The sequence below is a fragment of the Polaromonas sp. P1_G1 genome (genome assembly GCF_056405595.1).
Window position 1 is genome coordinate 59,644 of record NZ_JBFUBU010000008.1, and the last position, 19,080, is coordinate 78,723.

Below are 19,080 nucleotides of genomic sequence, written 5' to 3' on the forward strand. Positions count from 1 at the left end.
ATCGCGGCACGCATCTGCTGCGGTAACCTAGCCCCCATGAAAGCCTACCGCGCCGCCCTGCTGTATTTCACCGGCCCCGCCCAGGCCGCCTACGAGGCCGACGGCCTGCTCGTGGTGGGCCCCGATGCGCAGGGCCGCCAGGTGGTTCAGGCCGTGGGCAGCTACCTGGCGCTGGCATCGCGCTTTGCCGAGGTGGAGACCGAACACCTGCCGGGCCGCATCATCGCGCCGGGTTTTGTGGACATGCACATCCACTACCCGCAGCTGGACGTGATCGGCTCGCCGGCCGACGGCCTGTTGCCCTGGCTTGAGAACTACACCTTTCCCGAAGAAAGCCGCTTTTCGGGTGCCGCGCATAGCGCGGAGGCGGCTGTTTTTTTCCTGGACGAGCTGCTGCGCAACGGCGTCACCACCGCGCTGGCCTTTGCCACCTCGCACACCGAATCCGTCAATGCCCTGTTCACCGAAGCGCAAAACCGCAGCCTGCGCCTGATGACGGGCAAATGCCTGATGGACCAGAACTCGCCCGAGGGCGTGCGTGACGACACCGTGCAAAGCCTGGCCGACACCGAGGCCCTGATCCAGCGCTGGCACGGCGTGGACCGGCTGGGTTATGCCATCACGCCGCGGTTTGTGCCCAGCTGCAGCGAAGCCCAGCTGCGCGGCGCCGGCGAGCTGGCCGCCAAATACCCCGACGTCTGGATTCAATCCCACGTCGCCGAAAACAAGGACGAAATCGCCTGGGTGCACAAGCTCTACCCCGAGGCGCGCAGCTATTTGGGCGTCTATGAGCAGTTCGGCCTGCTGCGCCCGCGCGCCGTCTATGCCCATTGCATCCACATCGACGACGAAGACCGCGCACTGATGCGCGCTACCGGCACGGCGGCCGCCGTCAGCCCGACCAGCAACCTCTTCCTGGGCAGCGGATTTTTTGACTACGAAGGCGCCGAGCGTATTGGTTTCCCCTACGGCCTGGCCAGCGACGTGGGCGGCGGCACTTCCTTCAGCCCCTTCCACACCATGCTCGCGGCCTATTACGTGGGCCGCGAAGGGCAGACCAAGCCCGGCCTGTCACTCACGCCACAGCAGCTGTGGTGGCAGCACACTGCGGGCGCGGCGCGCGCGCTGGGGTTGGAGGGCGTGGTGGGCAACCTGCAGCCGGGCTGCGAGGCCGACTTCGTGGTGCTCAACCCGCAGGCCACGCCGCTGCTGGCGCGCAAGACCGCGCTGGCGKCCAATCTGGGCGAGTTGCTGTTCGCGCTGATCGTGCTGGGGGATGACCGGGTGATTGAGCGGACGGTGATTTCGCAGGCCGGCGGCGGCTGAACCATCTTGCTCCCTCTCCCTCTGGGAGAGGGCAGGGGTGAGGGCTGCGGCTTGTGCAGGAGGCTGCGGCATTTCTTGCGCCGCTGGCCCTCACCCTAACCCTCTCCCAGAGGGAGAGGGGATAAAACCCGTTCAGGCCGTCACGCTGCTCTGGTTCGGAATCCCCTCCATGGGCGCCTCATCCGTCCCAATGGTCGTCCGCGTGAACGACTCCACCTGCTGGCGCGCGGCCTCGGGGTCGCGCAGCCAGTCGGCGTAGAAGCTGAAGGGGCAGTTCGGTGTTCCCTTGTCACCGTCGCCCGAATTGATCATGCCGGTGTAGCCGCGGTGCAGCAGCTTGAACAGGTGGTTCTCCGATTGGCCGTTGCGGCGGAAGTCGCGGATCAGGCTCTTGGACAGCGCCGCGTACTGCACGCCCATTTCCTCTTCGCCGCATTCGCCCAGCGTGCGGCCGTCAAAGCCTATCAGCGCCGAGTGGCCGAAATAGGAATACACGCCGTCAAAACCCGAGGCATTGGCCACCGCCACATAGGTGTTGTTAGCAAAGGCCATGGCCTTGGAGATCAAAATCTGCTGCTCCTTGGCCGGGTACATATAACCCTGGCAGCGCACGATAAGTTCGGCGCCTTTCATCGCGCAGTCGCGCCAGATCTCGGGGTAGTTGCCGTCGTCGCAGATGATCAGGCTGATCTTCATACCCTTGGGGCCGTCGCTCACATAGGTGCGGTCGCCGGGGTACCAGCCTTCAATCGGCACCCAGGGCATGATCTTGCGGTACTTCTGCACGATCTCGCCCTGGTCGTTCATCAGGATCAGCGTGTTGTAGGGCGCCTTGCGCGGGTGCTCTTCGTGCCGTTCCCCGGTCAGCGAGAACACGCCCCAGACCTTGGCGCGCCGGCAGGCGGCCGCGAAGATCTCGGTCTCAAAGCCCGGCACCGTGGCTGCGTTCTCGTGCATCTCCTTGCTGTCGTACATGATGCCGTGGGTGCTGTACTCGGGGAAGATCACCAGGTCCAGGCCCGGCAGGCCCTTCTTCATGCCTTCGAGCATGCGCGCGATGTTGTTCGCGTTCTCGACCACCTCGGCCTTGGTGTGAAGCCTGGGCATCTTGTAGTTGACCACCGCCACGCCAACGGTGTCCTTGCTGCTTGAAATGTCGCCGTGAATCATGGGGTGTTCCTTCAGTGACTGATCATCCAGGGGCGCTTGCTCGGAAAGGCCTTGTTGCCGTTGGGCGCGGTCAGCGTGGCGCCGCGTTTGCCGCTGGAGCAGCAACCGCAACCGGCCGGGTGTTTGAGCCGCGCGTAGTCGCCGGATCGCTTGGGCTCATGCCGGGCGCGCTCGTTGGTGTCCATCGCGCGGCGTGTGCCGTCCTCCATCAGTGCCAGCGAAGGCGCGACGGACAGGATTCGCGCGGAAGGGCTGCCGCAGGCCGGGCAGGCGGCCGCCTGGTTGCGCATGGAGACCGAGCGCAGTGCGTCGAAGCTGCCGCATTGCGGGCAGTCGTAGTCGTAGGTGGGCATGGCGCTTGTCTCCCGTGTCAGGGCAGGTCGTGCGACAGCGGCATGCTGATCTTGCCGTCGATGTGCTTGATCGGCCCGGATGCGTTCGGGTTGATGTCGAAGTCGAAGATGCCGGTCGGCAGCCACAGCGTGGCGCAGGAGTTCGGCACGTCGACCACGCCGCTGATGTGGCCCTGCACCGGCGCCGTGCCCAGGATGGAATAGGCCTGCGCGCCCGAGTAGCCGAACTTCTTCAGGTACTCGATGGCGTTCAGGCAGGCCTGGCGGTAGGCGACGTTCACGTCGAGGTAGTACTGCTTGCCGGCCTCGTCGACCGAGATGCCTTCAAAGATCAAATAGTCGTCGTAGCGCGGTGTGATGACGCTGGGCTTGAAGATCGGGTTCTTGATGCCGTACTTGGCCATGCCGCCCTTGATCAGCGTGACCTTCATGTGCACCCAGCCGGCCATCTCGATGGCGCCGCAGAAGGTGATTTCGCCGTCGCCCTGGCTGAAGTGCAGGTCGCCCACCGACAGGCCCGCGCCGTCGACGTAGACCGGGAAGAAGACCTTGGAGCCGCGCGACAAATCCTTGATGTCGCAGTTGCCGCCGTGCTCGCGCGGCGGCACGGTGCGCGCGCCCTCGGCCGCTGCCTTGTCGCGCGCGGCGCCCGTCATCTTGCCCATGTGGGCCGTGCCGGCCGAAGGCGGGTTGGCCAGGCCGGTGCGTGTCGGGTCGCTGTCGATCAGCGCCTGCTCGCGCGTGTTCCACATGTCCAGCATGGCCTTGTCGGGCAGGCAGCCGATCAGGCCGGGATGGATCAGGCCGGCGAAGTTCACGCCCGGCACGTGGCGCGAGCTCGTGAACATGCCCTTGAAGTCCCAGATCGATTTCTGCGCTTCGGGGAAATGGTCGGTCAAAAAGCCGCCGCCGTTCTTCTTGCTGAAGAAGCCGTTGAAACCCCAGAGGCTGTCCTGCTTGGCGCCTATGTCCAGCAGGTCGACCACCAGCAGGTCGCCGGGCTCGGCGCCCTTGACGCCGACCGGGCCCGAGAGGTAGTGCACGGTGCTCAGGTCGATGTCGCGCACGTCGTCGGCGCTGTCGTTGTTCTTGATGAAGCCGCCGGTCCAGTCGAAGGTTTCCAGGATGAAATCATCGCCCGGGTTGACCCAGCAGGCCATGGGGATGTCCGGGTGCCAGCGATTGTGGATGTTTTCGTTGAGGGTGGGTGACTTCGTCAGGTCAACCTTGATCAGCGTGTCGGTCATGCCATATCTCCTGGTGGTGATGAATAAAAAGAAAAAGAAAAATCAGACGGAAAGAAACTGCTTGATGCGCGCCGTGTCGGTGCCGGCGCGTGTGCTTTCATGCACCAGCTGCCCGCCCTCGATGACAAACAGCCGGTCGGCCACGTCCATCGCGAAGCTCAGCACCTGCTCGGAGACCACGATGGTGATTTCGCGCATCTTGCGAATTTCGTTCAGGGCTTTGGCGATGTCTTTGATGATGGAGGGCTGTATGCCCTCGGTCGGCTCGTCCAGCAGCAGCACCTTGGGGTTGGTCACCAGCGCGCGGGCAATCGCCAGCTGCTGCTGCTGGCCGCCCGACAGGTTGCCGCCCTTGCGGCCGCGCATGTCGAAGAGCACCGGGAACAGTGCGTAGATCTCGTCCGGGATCTGCTTGTGTTTGGCGTTTTCCAGGCCGGTCAGGATGTTCTCCTGCACCGTCAGCGTCGGGAAAATCATGCGGCCTTGCGGCACATAGGCCACGCCCTTGGCGACGCGCTGGTAGCTTTCGTCTTTCGAGATGTCCAGCCCGTCGACTTCAATCGTCCCGGACTTGAGCGGCAAGATGCCGATCAGCGACTTGAACAGCGTGGTCTTGCCCATGCCGTTGCGGCCCATGATGGCCACGGTTTCATTCTTCTTGGCGCTGAAGCTGATGCCGTGCAGCGCCTCGCTCTGGCCGTAGCTGACGTGGAGGTTGTTGACATTGAGCATAGGTGTTCTCCTTAGTGGCCCAGGTACACGTCGATCACGCGCGGATCGGCCTGCACTTTTTCCATCGATCCCTCGGCCAGGATCTTTCCCTGGTGCATGACGGTCACCTTGTCGGCGATGCGCTTGACGAACTCCATGTCGTGCTCGATGACGATCATGGCGCGGCCCTTGCAGATGCGTTTGAGCAGCTCGGCCGTCAGTTCGCGCTCGCGCACGCTCATGCCGGCGATGGGTTCGTCCAGCATCAGCAGTTCCGGATCCTGCATCAGCAGCATGCCGATCTCCAGCCACTGCTTTTGCCCATGCGAGAGCAAGCCGGCTTCGGTGTCCACCTGGCCGTCCAGGCCGATCTCGGCCGCCACGGCCTGCACGCGGGCCTTGACTTCTTCGCTGCGCTTGAAGAACAGCGCACCGAACACACCGCGCCCGCGCGGGAAGGACACTTCCAGGTTCTGGAACACGCTGAGGTTTTCGTAGATGGACGGCGTCTGGAACTTGCGGCCTATGCCGGAGCGCACGATCTGGTATTCGGGCAGCTTGGTCATCTCGGCGTTCTTGAACTTGATGCGGCCGTGGCTGGCGCGGGTCTTGCCGCAGATCAGGTCCAGCAGCGTGGTCTTGCCGGCACCGTTGGGTCCTATGATCACGCGCAGCTCGTTCTGGTCGACGTAAAGGTTCAGGCTGTCGATGGCCTTGAAGCCGTCGAAGGAGACCGTCAGGTCTTCGACCGACAGCACAAAGTCCTTGGGGGTCATGGCGGGAGCGATCATGGTGGCGTCCTTTGTGTCAGGTCTGCTGGCCAGTCAAGCCGGCGGGCAGCGTGTGCGTTTCATGCGTCGTCACTGCCGGCGGCGCCGTCGGAGGAGCGGCAGGCGGGGCAACTTTCTCGCGGCGCGCGAAACGCCTGGCCAGCCAGGGCTTGACGCGCTGCGTGTAGACACCGGCCAGGCCGTCGGGGAAGGCCAGCACCACGCCCAGGAACATGCCGGCCATCAGGAACAGCCAGAGGTCCGGAAAGCTCTCGGAAAAATAGGTCTTGCCGAAGTTCACCAGCAGCGCACCGTAGACCGCGCCCACCAGCGACATGCGCCCGCCGACGGCGGCGAAAATTACCATCTCAATCGAGGGAACGATGCCGACCAGCGAGGGCGACATAAAGCCGACCTGCAGGGTGAACATCGCACCGCCCACGGCCGACAGCATGGCCGCGAAGCAGAAGGCGAAGACCCGGAACATGGCCACGTCGTAACCCGAGAACCGCACGCGGTCCTCCTTGTCGCGCATGGCCAGCAGCAGCGTGCCCAGCTTGCTCTTCTGTATCCAGGTGCACAGCACGATGGCGCCCAGCAGCAAGCCCACGGTGACAAAGTAGAGGATGTACTTGGCGCTGTCGGTGCGCGTGTCCCAGCCGAGGATGGTCTTGAGGTCGGTCATGCCGTTGACGCCGCCGGTGTAGCCCTGCTGGCCGATGATGAGCACCGTGAGGATCAGCGCCACGGCCTGCGTGATGATGGCGAAGTAGACGCCGCCCACGCGCCGCTTGAACATGGCGTAGCCGATGATGAAGGCCAGCAGCGTGGGCACCACCAGGATCAGCAGCAAGGTTAGCGGGAAGGATTGAAAAGGCTTCCACCAGATCGGCAGCGCGGTGATCTGGTTCCAGTCCATGAAGTCGGGAATGCCGGGCGTGGACTGGATCTTGGTGGTGATGGGGTCGCTGGCCTCAAGCTTCAAAAACATCGCCATGCCGTAGCCGCCCAGGCCGAAGAACACACCCTGGCCCAGGCTCAGCACGCCGCCATAACCCCACAGCATCACCAGGCCCAGCGCGACGAAGGCATAGCTGAGGTATTTGCCCACGAGGTTGAGGCGAAACAAATCCAGCGCGAGCGGAAAGGCCACCAGCAGCACCAGGGCCAGCAGGGCGACGTTGCCCAGGCCGTTGCGCACTATCCATTGCTTGAGGCTGTTCATGAAAAACTCCGGTTGTCTAGATGGGAATAAGGTGAAAGCTCAGCGCCGTACCTTGGAAGCGAACAAGCCTTGCGGGCGCAGCATCAGGATGGTCACGATGGCCATCAGCGTCAGCACCTTGGCCATGGAGCCGGTCATGAAGAACTCGGCGATGGACTGGGTCTGCGCGATGCCGAAGGCCGAGACCACGGTGCCCAGCAGGCTGGCCGCGCCGCCGAAGGTGACGACCAGGAAGGCGTCAACGATGTAGAGCGAGCCGCTGGTGGGGCCGGTGGAACCGATGGTGGTGAAGGCCGCGCCGGCCACGCCGGCGATGCCGCAGCCGATGGCAAAGGTCAGGCGGTCGGTCTTTTTGGTGTTGATGCCGGTGGCGTTGGCCATCACGCGGTTGGCGACGGTGGCGCGCACGCGCAGGCCCCAGCGCGACTTGTGCAGCGCGACCAGCACGCCGCAGGTCACCACCAGCGTGAGCGCCATCACGAACAGGCCGTTGATCGGAATGTCCAGGCCGGGCGCCGGCGCCCAGGAGCCCATGAGCCAGTCGGGCAGGGTGGGGCTGACTTCCTTGGCGCCGAAGGTGGTGCGGAAGATCTGCTGCATGCCCAGCGACAGGCCCCAGGTGGCCAGCAGCGTGTCCAGCGGGCGCTTGTAAAGGTGGCGTATGAAGGCCCATTCAGCCAGCCAGCCGGCGGCGAAGGCGAAGATGAAGGCTGCCGCGATGGCAAACGGAAAGTAGGCTTGCACAAAGCCGGGCGCGTAGGCCTCCGACAGGTGCGAAAACAGGTAGATGGTGTAAGCGCCTATGGTCATGAACTCGCCGTGCGCCATGTTGATGACGCCCATCTGGCCGAAGATGATGGCCAGGCCCAGGCCCATGAGCAGCAGCACGGAAAACAGGCTGAGCCCGGCAAAGCCTTGCATCAGGCCGATGTTGAGCATTTCGGAAAGGTTCATGGTGAGGCTCCGGTGCGGCGGGTCAATCAAAAAGGCAATACCTCAGTCAAGAAAGCCCCTGCCGGCTCACCCCGCCGCATGGCGGAGTGAACCGGTAGGGGCGCTCACACTTATTGGTAGCCCTTGGGGAAGGGATTCGGTTCGATCAGGGCCGGCGACTCGGCAACCACCTTGAACTGGCCGTCGGCCTGCGCCTGGCCGATGCGGGCCTTGCTCCACAGGTGGTGGTTTTCATGCAGCTTCACGTAGCCTTCGGGCGCGGTCTTGAGCTCGATGCCGGTGGAAGCCGCGGCGATCTTGTCGACGTCGAAGCTGCCGGCTTTTTCGACCGTGGCCTTCCACAGCCAGGGGCCGAGGTAGCCGGCCTGCGTCACGTCGCCGATCACCGCGTCCTTGCCGTACTTGGCCTTGAAGGCCGTCACAAAAGCCTTGTTGTTGGGGTTGTCCAGCGACTGGAAGTACTTCATGGAGGCGTAGAAGCCGTTCATGTTTTCGCCGCCAATACCGAGCACTTCGTCCTCCGTGACAGAGATGGTCAGCAGGAACTGCTTGGCGGCGGTGACGCCGGCCGCTTTCAGCTGCTTGTAGAAGGCCACGTTGGAGCCGCCGACCACCGCGATGAAGATGCAGTCGGGTTTGGCGACCTTGATCTTGTTGATCAGCGAGTTGAAGTTGGTGTGGCCCAGCGGGTAGTACTCTTCGCCGACGACCTTGCTGCCGGTCAGGTGGGTTTCGATGTGCTTGCGGCCTATCTTCATCGAGGTGCGCGGCCAGATGTAGTCGGAGCCGACCAGGAAGAAGGTCTTGGCTTTCTTTTCTTTCGAAGCCCAGTCCAGGCCGTAGAGGATCTGTTGCGTGGCTTCCTGGCCGGTGTAGATCACGTTCTTGCTCTGCTCCAGGCCTTCGTAAAAGGTCGGGTAGTAGAGCATGCCGTTTTCTTTTTCGAAGATGGGCAGCACGGCCTTGCGCGAGGCTGAGGTCCAGCAGCCGAAGACGGCGGCGACCTTGTCGTTGACCAGCAGCTTCTTGGATTTTTCGGCGAAGGTCGGCCAGTCGGAGGCGCCGTCTTCCTTGATGACCTTGATCTTGCGGCCCAGCACGCCGCCCATGGCGTTGATCTGGTCGATGGCGAGCTGCTCGGCCTGGATGGAGCCCGTCTCGGAAATCGCCATGGTGCCGGTGGCCGAGTGCAACTGGCCCACGGTCACTTCGGTGTCGGTGACGGCCAGCTTGGTGGTGTTGACCTTGGCCGTGGGAAATTGCTGGGCTTGCGCCCAGCCGGGCAGGCCGGCCAGCGGCAGGGCCGCGGCGACGCCCTGCATGAGGCGGCGGCGGTTGATGAAGGAAGATGGATCGCGATCGTCGTTGGACATGCTGGGCTCCTGCGGTTGATGAAAAGATGAGTGGTTGAAGAGGTGAAGGCTTGCATTGAAGTCAGGTGAATCATGTTCACAAGGGGCGCGCATCCCTATACGTCAATCAACGTAGCCACCCTTTTTGGTGCAACGGGCACACTTCTTGCGGAACGCTTTGGGTGCGTTGCCGCAGCCCTACGGCCGTTTGACGGAGACCGCCTTGACCATCGCCACCCAGAAAATTTTCCGTATTCGACGCGAGTACAACGCGTGGGTGGCCGACGAATCCATCGAGGACTACGCGCTGCGCTACACGCCGCGCGGCTTTCGCAAGTGGTCGGAGTGGCGCGTGGGCAACACGGCTTTCGGCGCCATGTCCTTCCTGGCGCTGGAGGCGATAGGTGGCGCCATCGCGCTCAACTACGGCTTCACCAACGCGCTGTGGGCCATCCTGGTGGTGGGGCTGATCACCTTCTTCACCGGCCTGCCCATCAGCTATTACGCGGCGCGCTACGGCGTCGACATGGACCTGCTGACGCGCGGCGCCGGCTTCGGCTACCTGGGCTCGACCATCACCTCGCTGATCTACGCGAGCTTCACCTTCATCTTCTTCGCGCTGGAGGCGGCCATCATGGCGCTGGCGCTGCAGATGTACCTCGATATTCCCATCGCCTGGTGTTACGTGATCAGTGCGGTGGTCATCGTGCCCATGGTGGTTCGCGGCATCACGCTGATCTCGCGCCTGCAGATGTGGACGCAGCCGCTGTGGGGCGTGCTGTTGTTATTGCCCTACCTGGCGGTGCTCTGGAAGAATCCGCAGGCGTTTTCCGACTTCACGGGCCTCACCGGCCGCACCTCGGGCAGCAGCGAGTTCGACCCGCTCATGTTTGGTGCGGCGGCCACCGTGGCGTTCTCGCTTGTGGTGCAGATCGGCGAGCAGGTCGACTTTCTGCGCTTCCTGCCCGAGAAGACGCATGCGAATCGCCGGCGCTGGTGGGCGGCGGTGCTGATGGCCGGGCCGGGCTGGATAGTCCTGGGCATGCTGAAAATGCTGGGCGGCGCCTTCCTGGCTTTCCTGGTGCTGCAGCACGAGTTGCCGGCCGCCAAGGCGGTGGAGCCCACGCAGATGTACCTGGCCGGCTTCGCCTACGTCTTCAGCGACCCGGCCTGGATACTGGCCGCGACCGTGGTCTTTGTCGTGGTGTCGCAGCTCAAGATCAACCTGACCAATGCCTACGCCGGCTCGCTGGCCTGGTCCAATTTTTTCGCGCGGCTCACGCACAGCCACCCGGGGCGTGTGGTGTGGCTGGTGTTCAACGTCGCGATTGCGCTGCTGCTGATGACGCTGGACGTGTTCTCAGCGCTCGAAAAAGTACTGGGCCTTTACAGCAACGTGGCGATTGCCTGGGTGGGCGCGTTGGTGGCGGACCTCGTCATCAACAAGCCGCTGGGCCTGAGCCCGCCGGGCATCGAGTTCAAGCGCGCGCATCTGTACGACATTAACCCGGTGGGCCTGGGCTCCATGCTGCTGGCGACGGTGGTGTCGGTGTTCGCCTATACCGGCGCCATGGGCCCCAAGGCCGAGGCCTTTTCGCCTTTTATCGCGCTGGGCCTGGCACTGGTGCTGTCGCCGTTGCTGGCCTGGCTGACCAAGGGGCGCTATTACGTCGCGCGCAAGCCGCAGGCCATGGGAGTGCCCGGCCAGAGGGTGCGCTGCCACGTTTGCGAGAACGCCTTCGAGGCCGAAGACATGGCCAGCTGCCCGGCCTACGGCGCCCCCATCTGCTCGCTGTGCTGCACGCTGGAGTCGCGCTGCCACGACCGCTGCAAGACGCGCTCACGCGCCGCCGAGCAGGCTGAGGAATTTTTGAGCAAGCTGCTGCCCAGCGCGCTGTCGAGCCGCGTCAACTTCCGCGTCGGCCACTACATGGTGGTGATGCTCTCGCTGTGCGCGCTGCTGGCCACGGTGATGGGCATGGTCTACATGCAGGAGACCACCTTCCCGGCTTCGGGTGATCTCTCTAGCCTGCTGCGCTCGGCCTTTGTGAAAGTGTTCGCCATGCTGCTGCTGATCGTCGCGGTCTGCAGCTGGTGGGTGGTGCTGGGCAGCGAAAGCCGGCGCATGGCGCAGGACGAGTCGAACCGGCAGAACCAGCTGCTGTCGCGCGAGATCGAGGCGCACCAGCGCACCGACGCGGCGCTGCAGACCGCCAAGGAAGTGGCCGAGTCGGCCAACCAGGCCAAGACGCGCTACGTGGCCGGCATGACGCACGAGCTGCGCACGCCGCTCAACAGTATCCTGGGCTATTCACAAATCCTGCTGAAAAGCGAGGCGCTGGCCAGCACGCCACGCGAAGCCGTGCAGACCATACAGCGCAGCGGCGAACACCTGCTGCAGCTCGTCGACGGCCTGCTGGACCTGGCGCGCATCGAAGCCGGCCGGTTGCGGCTGGAACCGATTCCGGTGCCGTTGCCCGACTTCCTCGAAGGCCTGGTCAGCATGGTGCGGCCGCAGGCTGAGGCCAAGGGCGTGGACTTTTTCTACACCCACAGCGGCCGCATGCCGGCCTGGGTGCAGGCCGACGCCAAGCGGCTGCGACAGATCATCATCAACCTGCTGAGCAATGCGGTGATGTTCACCGACACGGGCAGCGTGAAGCTGCATGTGGACTGCCGGCGCGAGGTGATCCGCTTCGACGTGGTGGACACCGGCATAGGCATCGCGCCGCAGGACCAGCAGCGCATCTTTCTGCCCTTTGAGCGCGGCGCCGCGGGGGCGCGCCAAAGCGAGCCCGACAAGGGCAGCACCTTCAGCGTGCGCCTGTATTTGCGCGAGATCGACGACCCCGGCCCGATGGCCGACCCGCCGCACCAGATCGCCGGCTTCTTCGGCAAGCGCCGCACGCTGCTGGTGGTCGACGACCAGCCGGTGCAGCGCCAGATGCTGGCCGGCATGCTCACGCCGCTGGGCTTTGACATCAAGGAGGCGGCCAGCGGCCTGGAGTGCATAGACAGCCTCAAGGACGGCGTGCCAGACGCCATCCTGCTGGACATCAGCATGGACGACCTGGACGGCTGGGAAACTGCGCTGCAGATACGCCACCGGGGCTACGACAGCGTGCCCATCATCGTGGTGTCGGCCAATGTGTTCGAGAACCAGGCCTCGCGCCTGAAGGCCTCGGGCTGCCAGGCCTTTGTCGGCAAGCCGGTGCTCGAATCCGAGCTGATGGACGCCTTGCAACGCCACCTGGGGCTGGAGTGGGTGACTTCGGTGGTTTCGCCRGCGCCGCTGGCGGCCGGCGTGGCAGGAGAAAGCTCGCTGGGCCTGCCCGAGGAGGCTCGGGCCGGGTTGATACGCCTGGTAAAGCTGGGCCATGTGCACGGCCTGCACCGCCTGCTGGATCGCGTCGCGGCCGAAGACCCGGCGCTGGCCGCCAGTTGCGCGCGGCTGCGCGGTTTTGTGAGCCGATGCGAGCTGGAGTTGCTGCTCGATCATTTGACGGAGGGTGTCGATGCTTGAGGCCGCTGAAGAACAACAGCGACCGGTGGTGCTGGTGGTGGACGACGCCCCCAGCAGCCTGGGCATGCTGTGCGACACGCTGGAAGGCGAGGGCTATACCGTGCTGGTGGCGCGCGACGGCGACTCGGCCTTGCAGCGCCTGGAACTGGTCGCGCCCGACGCCATCCTGCTGGACGCCGTCATGCCCGGCCTCTCGGGCTTCGACACCTGCCGGCAGATCAAGGCCAACCCCGTCATGGCGCACATCCCGGTGATCTTCATGACGGGCCTGTCGGAGACGCCGCACGTGCTCGAAGGTTTTGCCTGCGGCGGCGTCGACTACGTCGTCAAGCCGCTGCGCGCCCAGGAGGTGGTGGCACGCCTGCACACCCATACGCGCAATGCGCGCATGACGCGGTTGGCGCGCGAAGCCGTGGACGTGGCCGGCTTCGGCGTGGTGCTGGTCGATGCGCGCGGGCGTGTCGCCTGGCGCTCGCCGCAGGCGGCCCTGTGGCTGCGGACTGCGGAAGGCGGGGCGCAGCCGGGGCGCCTGCCGGATGCGGTCTATCCGGCGCTGGAGGGCGACAGCGGCGAGGTGCTGCTGGCCCTGGCCGGCGTGCAACTGTCGGTGCGCAACATGGGCCGGGTCGGCATAGGCGAGACCATGCTGCTGCTGGAGCAGCGCGGCGCGAACTCTGCCTCGCCCTCGCGCCTGGCCAATGCCGCGCTGACGCCGCGTGAAACCGAGGTCCTCTCCTGGCTGGCCAAGGGCAAGACGAATCGCGACATCGGCGACATCCTGGGCATGAGCCACCGCACGGTAAACAAGCACCTGGAGCATATTTTTGAAAAGCTGGGGGTCGAGACCCGGGCGGCCGCCGCGGCACTCGCGACCGGACACGTGTTTTAAGGGCTTCCTCATGGTGGGCGGGGGTTGGATGCTCCTGAATCCATAGCGTGAGGGCTCCCCGGCCTGGGCAGCCGCCCGGCTTGCCTACAATCGGGGAACAGTGAGGAGTTTCCCCGAATGAGCATCAAGAGCGACAAATGGATACGCCGCATGGCGGAAACCACCGGCATGATCGAGCCCTTCGAGCCCGGCCAGATACGCGCCGCGGCCGGCGGCCAGAAGATCATCAGCTACGGCACCAGCAGCTACGGCTACGACATCCGCTGCGCGCCCGAGTTCAAGGTCTTCACCAATATCCACAGCACGGTGGTGGATCCGAAGAACTTCGACGAAAAAAGTTTTGTCGACTTCCACGGCGACAGCTGCATCATCCCGCCCAACAGCTTCGCGCTGGCCCGCACCGTCGAATACTTCCGCATCCCGCGCAACGTGCTGACCATCTGCCTGGGCAAAAGCACCTACGCCCGCTGCGGCATCATCGTCAACGTCACGCCGTTTGAGCCCGAATGGGAAGGCTACGTGACACTGGAGTTCTCCAACACCACGCCGCTGCCCGCCAAGATTTACGCGGGCGAAGGCTGCGCGCAGGTGCTGTTCTTTGAAAGCGACAAGGACGACGTCTGCGAAGTCTCGTACAAGGACCGCGGCGGGAAATACCAGGGGCAGGTTGGGGTGACGCTGCCGAAGGCCTGACGGCTCTCCCGGGGGGAGGGCTCAGGGCTTGGCGACCTGGGGGCGGCTGGCAAAGCCGCTCATGTATTTGAGGGCATCGCCTATGGTGTCGCGCCAGACCGCCCATTCATGGTCGCCGTCGACGACGCGGTATTCCACCAGCTTGGGCTGGTACTCAAACAATTTCTGGAACAGGCCGGCCGAGTGGTAGGCGATGGAAAAAGTGTCGTGGTCGCCGCTGTTGATATACATCGGCACCACGACTTTTTTGCTTTTGTAGGCTTCCCAGCTGGCGGTGTAGTTCAGGCGGTCCCACGAGGCCTGGTCAAACTTGCCGTTGAGCTGGAACGGCGCGACCTGCATGGCCGAAGAATGGGCCGGTGGTGTCGGTGAATAGATTGCCGGACTCAATGCCGCGGCGGAAACAAACAGCTCAGGGTATTTGAAAACGGCATTCACCGTGCCGAAACCGCCGGCGGACAGGCCGGCGATCATGCGGCCTTCGCGCGCGTTGATGGTCCTGAAGTTGCTGTCGATGTGGGGGATGAGCTCCTTGATGAGCGCGGTTTCGGCCTTGTCCTTGTTGCCGTCCACCCACCAGCTGGTGCCGCCGCCCGGCATCACGATGATGGCCGGCTGGACGCGGCCTTCCCGGACCAGCGTGTCCATGGTCGCCTGGACTTGGCCCTTGACCAACCAGTCGTTCTGGTCGCCGGCGTTGCCGTGCAGCAAAAAAATCACCGGGTAGCGCAACCGGCCGTTTTCATAGCCGTCCGGCAGGTAGAGGGTGTAGCGGTAGTCCGCATTCAGGGCCTTTGAGCTGAAGGACCTGGCGGTGACCTCGCCGGCAAGCGCCAGCGGCGCGGTGGCCGCGAGCAGTGCCAGCAACAGCCAGCCCAGCAGTTTTCGAATTGACTGGAATCCCATGTTCGTCCCCATCTCGGTCTCCTTGTGGTGTGAGGGCGAGTATCCGGTAAATCCCGGAGCCCGGCCAGCGCCGCGGGGAGGCTTGCTACTTCACCAGCAACACCGGCGTCTCGCTCTCCGCGACCACGCGCTGGGCCACGCTGCCGATCAGCGCCCGGCTCAGCAGTCCCTGGCCGTGCGTGCCCATGACGATCAGGTGCGCTTTCTCGCGCTTGGCGGCGCGCAGGATTTCGGCGGTGGGCGAGCCGACCACGGCGACGGTTTTGAACGCCATCTTGTGGCGTTTGAGGAAGCGTTCTATGGGCGCCAGCACCTTTTGGGATTCTTCGGCATGGTAGGCCGTGACGTTGGCCGAGCCCAGCATGCTCTTGACGCGGCCCGGGACCGGCGCCTGCACGTTGATCACCACCACTTCGCCTTCGGCGCCGGCGAGGTCTTCATGGTTGACCAGGAAGGCCAGGGCTTTTTTGGTGTACTTGCTGCCGTCGGCTGCGAACAAAATCTTCATGGTTTTATCTCCAGTTTGAACGGGCCAGCGTAACACCGGCATTGCCATTGCGGTGTAGGTGAGCGCCTGCTTGCCTGGTCCGTTCAGGCCAGCGCCGTGCGCGCCGCGGCCAGGTCCCAGCCCGCCCAGCCGCAGCTTTTGAAGAGCACCGGCCCGTCGGGCTTTTTCATGTCCTGGCGTATCACCTCGCCCAGGCTGGCGAAGCGGGCCACGTCCAGGCCGGCCTGCAGCAGGTCGCCGGCTTCATGCACGGCGTCGGTGGTGTCGACCAGCACGCTGCCCTGCGCCGCGACGTATTGGCACAGCGCGGCGCTGAGTTCCACCATGGTCGGCGTGTAGGCGCCGACGGCGCTGATGAAGCCGTCGTCGCGCGGCAGGGCGCTGAGGACCACGCCGCCGGCGGGTGTGCAGGTGGCGGCCAGCGGGCAGTCGGCCAGCGCGGTGTCGGCGTCGGGCACGACGCGGCCGTTCAGGCCCAGCGACTGCGCATGCTGCGCCAGAGCCTGGGCGCTGGCGTGGCTGCGCGAGCTGATGCGGAAATCGCGCACGCCCAGGCCTTGGGCGAAGGCTTCGAGGTGGGCCACGCCCTGCACGCCGGCGCCGACGATCAGCATGGGGCCGCGGGTGTTGGGCGCCAGCCGCTGGGCGGCCAGCAGCGAAACGGCGGCGGTGCGCCTGGCGGTGACGGTGGGGCCGTCCAGCATCAGCCGGCGCCGGCCGCTGGCCACGTCGAACACCACCACGTCGCCCTGGATGGCGGGCAGGCCGGTGCCGGCATTGGCGGGGGTCAGGGTGATGAGCTTGGCGATCGCGGTGCGGGCGTCCAGCGCCGGCATCACGAAGAGGCTGCCGCCGCCGGGCAGCGCCTGCACCACCCGCTGCGGCACCTGCACCGACTCGTCCTTGAGCAGGCGTATGAGTTCGGTGACCAGTAGCGGGTAGGGCAGCCGCGCGGCGGTCTGTCCGGCGTCCAGCGAGGTGGGATACGGGTGGAGCGTCATGCCTGCGATGGTAAGCGGGATGGCCCGGAAAGTGGTGGGTGGCCTGGCGCCCCGGCCGAATGTCACGAAAGGTTTTTATCCTACAGCGCGACGGGCAAGGCGCCGAATGGACTATTGCAATGCCGGCCTAGCATGGTGTAACCCAAGGGAGGTTGCCATGTTCTCTGAGCATCTGAGGAAATTCGATGAAATGCCTTACAAGACGATGCTGCTGGTAGCGGCGGGTCTTGTCATTCTTTGCCAGCTGGCCGCCATGGCCTTTGTGGCCGATTCGCAGGTCGCCAAGGCCAAGCTGCGCGACGAGCAGCGGCAGGTGGAACTCGCGGCGATCGCGCATTGCATGGAAACCAGCGCGGGCGCCGCGCGCCACAACTGCATCCAGCAGGCCCGCGTCGTCGCCGGCGCTTCGACGCCGCCCGCCGCCGACAGCGTGCCCAAGGCGCCGGCTTTTGCCGATGCTTCCGCCTCCGCGGGCAGCGCGATGCCGGCCCGCCCGGTGCGTCCACCGCGGGGCTTTATGGCCGCGTCCTTCGCCGTCCGTTAGGGTTGCCTGTTGTCAGGCCCGCGTAGGGCCGCCGCGGTTAGCATTCACTCACGATGCAACCGTCACGCCCTTTGTCACGCCCTCTTTCACGGCTTTATCAGCCGCGCAACCCGCTGTTCTGGCTGATGCTCACGCTCAACAGCCTGTCGCCGCTGCTGGCCTGGGTGGTGCACAACCGTCCGCTGAACGCCTGGGCCACGCTGCTGCTCACCGGCTTCGCCGTGGGCAATGCCATCCTCGGCACTTTTTTGCTGTGGCGGCTGCTGCGCGACGAACCTGCCGCGCCCGCGCGGGACGGCAAAACCGGCCCGGACGCTAGCTGACGGTTCCGGCGCCTTTGGCGATGTCATGCGTCGTTGACAAGGCCGTTGCCACGGCCAGCCGCAGCCCGCGCACCGTCTCCTCGAGCGGCAGGCTGGGCGCGCCCTGTTCGGGCAGATAAGGTACATGGATGAAGCCGCCGCGCGTGCGCTTGAAGCCGCGCCTGGTGGCCAGCGCATGCATGAGCGCATAAAACACGTGGTTGCAGACAAAGGTGCCGGCGGTCTGCGACACCTCGGCCGCCACACCCGCCGCTTGCAGCGCCTGCAGCATGGCCTTGATGGGCAGGCTGCTGAAATACGCCGCCGGCCCGCCCGCCACCACCGGCGTGTCGACAGGCTGGCCGCCGTGATTGTCGGGAATGCGGGCATCGTTGACGTTGATGGCGACGCGCTCCAGCGAAATCGCGCCGCGCCCGCCGGCCTGGCCGATGCAGATCACCAGCGCCGGCTTGTGCAGCCGAAGCAGCCGTGTGAGTTCATCCATGGAGGCCTGGAACACGGTGGGCAGTTGCGCCGCCACCACGAGGTGTCCGCCTATGCGTTTGCCGCCCAGCGCCTTCACCGCCATCCAGCTGGGATTCAGGGGCAAGCTGCTGTGCCCGGTATCGCCAAAGGGATCGAAGCCGGTCAGCAGGACGCGGGGAAGTGGCGAGGCGGAAGAGGCGGAGGAGGTGGGGGCTGCGGGCATGCGCCATTGTGAAGGCGGCTGCGTTTTGGCTACCATGCCCCCATGAATATCCCCGCACCTGATCCGGACCTTTCCGCGCTGGTCGCCGACCTGACCCGCGCCCGCCTCGAAGCCCAGCCGCTGCCCTGGCCCGCCGCCGTGCCGGCCGATGTGCCGCTGGCCTATGCCACCGCGCTGGCCGTGCGTGCCGCGCGAAGTGGGCAGGGCGACAGGCCGGTGGGCTACAAGGTCGGCTTTACCAACCGGACCATCTGGCCGCGTTATGAGGTCTACGGCCCTATCTGGGGCACGGTGTGGCACAGCAGCCTGGCGCGTGTCGATGCCGCTGGGCCTAACGAAGGCGTGCTGTCGCTCAAGGGCCTGTGCGAGCCGCGCATAGAACCCGAGGTGGTGTTCGGCCTGCGCGAGGCGCCGCCGCCCGATTGTTCGGCCGAGCAGTTGGTGGCCGCTATCGATTGGGTGGCGCACGGTTATGAAATCGTGCACACGCATTTCCCGGGCTGGAAGTTCAGCGCCGCGCAGGCCGTGGCCGACGGCGGGCTGCATGGCCGGCTGCTGGTGGGCCATCCTGTGAAGCTGGCCGCCGGCACGGCGCCCGAAGCGCTGATGGCATCGCTCACGGGCCTGAAGCTCAAGTTGTATGGCGACGGCGTGCTCAAGGACCAGGGTGTGGGCGCCAATGTGCTGGACGGCCCGGTGCAGGCCTTGCTGCATTTTGTGCGGGAGCTGCGCGCCACGCCGGGCGCACCGGCTTTGCGGGCCGGCGACATCATCACCACCGGTACGCTGACCGATGCCTGGCCGGTGCGGGCCGGGCAGACCTGGCACACCGAGATCGAGGCGTCCGGGTCCGTAGCCGGCGCGCTCAAGGGGCTGGTGGTCCGGTTCGAGTAGCCG

At 65.2% G+C, this 19,080-nt stretch carries 19 protein-coding genes; 7 read left to right on the forward strand and 12 right to left on the reverse strand.

Going from position 1 to position 19,080, the window contains the following annotated elements:
• Window positions 1–36 precede the first annotated feature (36 nt).
• Window positions 37–1,326 carry a guanine deaminase gene (gene guaD, locus AC1D1Y_RS05120; protein ID WP_477681403.1) on the forward strand — a complete coding sequence of 430 codons (1,290 nt, stop codon included), beginning with the start codon at window positions 37–39 and terminating at the stop codon, window positions 1,324–1,326.
• Window positions 1,327–1,458: 132 nt separating this feature from the next.
• Here the strand turns inward: guaD and AC1D1Y_RS05125 are convergent, their stop codons facing one another.
• The 8 genes from AC1D1Y_RS05125 to urtA form a co-directional block, all read right to left on the reverse strand.
• Complete coding sequence (locus AC1D1Y_RS05125) at window positions 1,459–2,496, reverse strand: aliphatic amidase (protein WP_477681404.1); 1,038 nt, start codon at window positions 2,494–2,496, stop codon at window positions 1,459–1,461.
• Between the two features lie 11 nt (window positions 2,497–2,507).
• On the reverse strand, window positions 2,508–2,849 hold the full coding sequence (locus tag AC1D1Y_RS05130; RefSeq protein ID WP_477681405.1) for a zinc ribbon domain-containing protein: 342 nt from the start codon (window positions 2,847–2,849) through the stop codon (window positions 2,508–2,510).
• 17 nt (window positions 2,850–2,866) lie between these two features.
• Window positions 2,867–4,096, reverse strand: coding sequence for a formamidase (fmdA, locus tag AC1D1Y_RS05135; protein WP_477681406.1), 1,230 nt, complete (start codon window positions 4,094–4,096; stop codon window positions 2,867–2,869).
• A gap of 42 nt (window positions 4,097–4,138) precedes the next feature.
• Entirely contained in the window at window positions 4,139–4,828 is a 690-nt protein-coding gene (gene urtE / locus AC1D1Y_RS05140) for an urea ABC transporter ATP-binding subunit UrtE (RefSeq protein WP_477681407.1), read from the reverse strand.
• 11 nt (window positions 4,829–4,839) lie between these two features.
• The gene (gene urtD / locus AC1D1Y_RS05145) at window positions 4,840–5,583 is read right to left on the reverse strand and encodes an urea ABC transporter ATP-binding protein UrtD (protein WP_436158030.1); all 744 of its coding nucleotides are present in this window, start codon (window positions 5,581–5,583) and stop codon (window positions 4,840–4,842) included.
• A gap of 31 nt (window positions 5,584–5,614) precedes the next feature.
• Window positions 5,615–6,802 carry an urea ABC transporter permease subunit UrtC gene (urtC, locus tag AC1D1Y_RS05150; protein WP_477681408.1) on the reverse strand — a complete coding sequence of 396 codons (1,188 nt, stop codon included), beginning with the start codon at window positions 6,800–6,802 and terminating at the stop codon, window positions 5,615–5,617.
• 39 nt (window positions 6,803–6,841) lie between these two features.
• Window positions 6,842–7,756 (reverse strand): urea ABC transporter permease subunit UrtB, encoded by a 915-nt coding sequence (gene urtB / locus AC1D1Y_RS05155; protein WP_477681409.1) that lies wholly within the window; start codon window positions 7,754–7,756, stop codon window positions 6,842–6,844.
• Between the two features lie 110 nt (window positions 7,757–7,866).
• Entirely contained in the window at window positions 7,867–9,129 is a 1,263-nt protein-coding gene (gene urtA / locus AC1D1Y_RS05160) for an urea ABC transporter substrate-binding protein (RefSeq protein ID WP_477681410.1), read from the reverse strand.
• 202 nt (window positions 9,130–9,331) lie between these two features.
• Between urtA and AC1D1Y_RS05165 the strand changes: the two genes are divergently transcribed.
• The 3 genes from AC1D1Y_RS05165 to dcd all read left to right on the forward strand — a co-directional run bounded on the left by AC1D1Y_RS05165 (window position 9,332) and on the right by dcd (window position 14,213).
• On the forward strand, window positions 9,332–12,631 hold the full coding sequence (locus tag AC1D1Y_RS05165) for a hybrid sensor histidine kinase/response regulator (RefSeq protein WP_477681411.1): 3,300 nt from the start codon (window positions 9,332–9,334) through the stop codon (window positions 12,629–12,631).
• The gene (locus AC1D1Y_RS05170) at window positions 12,624–13,520 is read left to right on the forward strand and encodes a response regulator (RefSeq protein ID WP_477681412.1); all 897 of its coding nucleotides are present in this window, start codon (window positions 12,624–12,626) and stop codon (window positions 13,518–13,520) included. Before AC1D1Y_RS05165 ends, AC1D1Y_RS05170 begins: the two co-directional genes overlap by 8 nt.
• Before the next feature lie 117 nt (window positions 13,521–13,637).
• Window positions 13,638–14,213 carry a dCTP deaminase gene (gene dcd, locus AC1D1Y_RS05175; protein ID WP_436158004.1) on the forward strand — a complete coding sequence of 192 codons (576 nt, stop codon included), beginning with the start codon at window positions 13,638–13,640 and terminating at the stop codon, window positions 14,211–14,213.
• A gap of 21 nt (window positions 14,214–14,234) precedes the next feature.
• Here the strand turns inward: dcd and AC1D1Y_RS05180 are convergent, their stop codons facing one another.
• The 3 genes from AC1D1Y_RS05180 to AC1D1Y_RS05190 all read right to left on the reverse strand — a co-directional run bounded on the left by AC1D1Y_RS05180 (window position 14,235) and on the right by AC1D1Y_RS05190 (window position 16,628).
• Entirely contained in the window at window positions 14,235–15,119 is an 885-nt protein-coding gene (locus AC1D1Y_RS05180) for an alpha/beta hydrolase (protein ID WP_477681413.1), read from the reverse strand.
• 85 nt (window positions 15,120–15,204) lie between these two features.
• A complete protein-coding gene (locus tag AC1D1Y_RS05185) occupies window positions 15,205–15,627 on the reverse strand; it encodes a universal stress protein (protein WP_477676523.1) in 423 nt (140 codons plus the stop codon).
• Window positions 15,628–15,710: 83 nt separating this feature from the next.
• Window positions 15,711–16,628 (reverse strand): delta(1)-pyrroline-2-carboxylate reductase family protein, encoded by a 918-nt coding sequence (locus AC1D1Y_RS05190; RefSeq protein ID WP_477681414.1) that lies wholly within the window; start codon window positions 16,626–16,628, stop codon window positions 15,711–15,713.
• 157 nt (window positions 16,629–16,785) lie between these two features.
• Here AC1D1Y_RS05190 and AC1D1Y_RS05195 point away from each other — a divergent pair, with 157 nt between their 5' ends.
• Together AC1D1Y_RS05195 and AC1D1Y_RS05200 are read left to right on the forward strand one after the other, a co-directional pair.
• Window positions 16,786–17,172 (forward strand): hypothetical protein, encoded by a 387-nt coding sequence (locus tag AC1D1Y_RS05195; RefSeq protein ID WP_477681415.1) that lies wholly within the window; start codon window positions 16,786–16,788, stop codon window positions 17,170–17,172.
• A gap of 71 nt (window positions 17,173–17,243) precedes the next feature.
• The gene (locus AC1D1Y_RS05200) at window positions 17,244–17,495 is read left to right on the forward strand and encodes a hypothetical protein (RefSeq protein WP_477681416.1); all 252 of its coding nucleotides are present in this window, start codon (window positions 17,244–17,246) and stop codon (window positions 17,493–17,495) included.
• Here the strand turns inward: AC1D1Y_RS05200 and pcp are convergent.
• Complete coding sequence (gene pcp, locus AC1D1Y_RS05205) at window positions 17,488–18,183, reverse strand: pyroglutamyl-peptidase I (RefSeq protein ID WP_477681417.1); 696 nt, start codon at window positions 18,181–18,183, stop codon at window positions 17,488–17,490. The genes AC1D1Y_RS05200 and pcp overlap by 8 nt on opposite strands.
• A 42-nt stretch (window positions 18,184–18,225) precedes the next feature.
• Here pcp and AC1D1Y_RS05210 point away from each other — a divergent pair, with 42 nt between their 5' ends.
• On the forward strand, window positions 18,226–19,077 hold the full coding sequence (locus AC1D1Y_RS05210) for a 2-keto-4-pentenoate hydratase (protein WP_477681418.1): 852 nt from the start codon (window positions 18,226–18,228) through the stop codon (window positions 19,075–19,077).
• Window positions 19,078–19,080 lie beyond the last annotated feature (3 nt).

Excerpts from the sequence above, each read along its gene's own strand:
- AC1D1Y_RS05185 (WP_477676523.1), bottom strand. The coding sequence starts at position 15,627 with ATGAAGATTTTGTTCGCAGCCGACGGCAGCAAGTACACCAAAAAAGCC.
- urtC (WP_477681408.1), bottom strand. The coding sequence starts at position 6,802 with ATGAACAGCCTCAAGCAATGGATAGTGCGCAACGGCCTGGGCAACGTC.
- pcp (WP_477681417.1), bottom strand. The coding sequence starts at position 18,183 with ATGCCCGCAGCCCCCACCTCCTCCGCCTCTTCCGCCTCGCCACTTCCC.
- urtA (WP_477681410.1), bottom strand. The coding sequence starts at position 9,129 with ATGTCCAACGACGATCGCGATCCATCTTCCTTCATCAACCGCCGCCGC.
- AC1D1Y_RS05190 (WP_477681414.1), bottom strand. The coding sequence starts at position 16,628 with ATGACGCTCCACCCGTATCCCACCTCGCTGGACGCCGGACAGACCGCC.
- urtB (WP_477681409.1), bottom strand. The coding sequence starts at position 7,756 with ATGAACCTTTCCGAAATGCTCAACATCGGCCTGATGCAAGGCTTTGCC.
- AC1D1Y_RS05170 (WP_477681412.1), top strand. The coding sequence starts at position 12,624 with ATGCTTGAGGCCGCTGAAGAACAACAGCGACCGGTGGTGCTGGTGGTG.
- AC1D1Y_RS05195 (WP_477681415.1), top strand. The coding sequence starts at position 16,786 with ATGTTCTCTGAGCATCTGAGGAAATTCGATGAAATGCCTTACAAGACG.
- urtD (WP_436158030.1), bottom strand. The coding sequence starts at position 5,583 with ATGACCCCCAAGGACTTTGTGCTGTCGGTCGAAGACCTGACGGTCTCC.
- AC1D1Y_RS05130 (WP_477681405.1), bottom strand. The coding sequence starts at position 2,849 with ATGCCCACCTACGACTACGACTGCCCGCAATGCGGCAGCTTCGACGCA.
- AC1D1Y_RS05125 (WP_477681404.1), bottom strand. The coding sequence starts at position 2,496 with ATGATTCACGGCGACATTTCAAGCAGCAAGGACACCGTTGGCGTGGCG.
- fmdA (WP_477681406.1), bottom strand. The coding sequence starts at position 4,096 with ATGACCGACACGCTGATCAAGGTTGACCTGACGAAGTCACCCACCCTC.
- AC1D1Y_RS05180 (WP_477681413.1), bottom strand. The coding sequence starts at position 15,119 with ATGGGATTCCAGTCAATTCGAAAACTGCTGGGCTGGCTGTTGCTGGCA.
- dcd (WP_436158004.1), top strand. The coding sequence starts at position 13,638 with ATGAGCATCAAGAGCGACAAATGGATACGCCGCATGGCGGAAACCACC.
- AC1D1Y_RS05210 (WP_477681418.1), top strand. The coding sequence starts at position 18,226 with ATGAATATCCCCGCACCTGATCCGGACCTTTCCGCGCTGGTCGCCGAC.
- urtE (WP_477681407.1), bottom strand. The coding sequence starts at position 4,828 with ATGCTCAATGTCAACAACCTCCACGTCAGCTACGGCCAGAGCGAGGCG.